General features: G+C 59.7%; 1 protein-coding gene. It reads left to right on the top strand.

Features of this window, described 5'->3' with window-relative positions; all coding sequences use genetic code 11:
* Window positions 1-1,151, top strand: a 1,151-nt coding sequence (gene tuf / locus CTR53_RS21130; RefSeq protein ID WP_290818476.1) for an elongation factor Tu, incomplete at both ends; no start/stop codon positions are given.

Raw genomic sequence — 1,151 nt, 5'->3', positions numbered from 1 at the left:
AACGTCGGCACCATCGGTCACGTTGACCACGGCAAAACCACTCTGACCGCTGCTCTGACCAAGGTCTGCTCCGAGACCTGGGGCGGCTCCGCTCGCGCTTTCGACCAGATCGACAACGCGCCGGAAGAGAAGGCTCGTGGTATCACCATCAACACCTCTCACGTTGAATACGACTCGCCGGTACGCCACTACGCTCACGTAGACTGCCCGGGCCACGCCGACTACGTGAAGAACATGATCACCGGTGCTGCGCAGATGGATGGTGCGATCCTGGTTTGCTCGGCTGCTGACGGCCCCATGCCGCAGACCCGCGAGCACATCCTGCTGTCCCGTCAGGTAGGCGTTCCTTACATCGTCGTGTTCCTGAACAAGGCCGACATGGTTGACGACGCCGAGCTGCTGGAACTGGTCGAAATGGAAGTTCGCGATCTGCTGAACACCTACGACTTCCCGGGCGACGACACTCCGATCGTGATCGGTTCCGCTCTGATGGCCCTGAATGGTCAGGACGACAACGAGATGGGCGTTTCCGCCGTGCGCAAGCTGGTAGAAACCCTGGACTCGTACATTCCTGAGCCCGAGCGCGCCATCGACAAGCCGTTCCTGATGCCGATCGAAGACGTGTTCTCGATCTCCGGTCGTGGCACCGTGGTAACTGGCCGTGTTGAGCGTGGCATCGTCAAGATCCAGGAAGAAGTGGAAATCGTCGGCATCAAGGCGACCACCAAGACTACCTGCACCGGCGTTGAAATGTTCCGCAAGCTGCTCGACGAAGGTCGTGCTGGTGAGAACGTTGGCGTTCTGCTGCGTGGTACCAAGCGTGAAGACGTAGAGCGTGGCCAGGTTCTGGCCAAGCCGGGCACCATCAAGCCGCACACCAAGTTCGAGTGCGAAGTGTACGTGCTGTCCAAAGAAGAAGGCGGTCGTCACACTCCGTTCTTCAAGGGCTACCGTCCGCAGTTCTACTTCCGTACCACCGACGTAACCGGCAACTGCGAACTGCCGGAAGGCGTTGAGATGGTAATGCCGGGCGACAACGTGAAAATGGTTGTTACCCTGATCGCTCCGATCGCCATGGAAGATGGCCTGCGCTTCGCGATTCGCGAAGGCGGCCGTACCGTTGGCGCCGGCGTGGTTGCCAAGATCTTCGA

The organism is Ferrovibrio sp. (genome assembly GCF_002796975.1).
Taxonomy (GTDB): domain Bacteria; phylum Pseudomonadota; class Alphaproteobacteria; order Ferrovibrionales; family Ferrovibrionaceae; genus Ferrovibrio.
The sequence above is the reverse complement of the archived record's forward strand: the minus strand, read 5'-3'. Positions and strand labels throughout refer to the sequence as shown.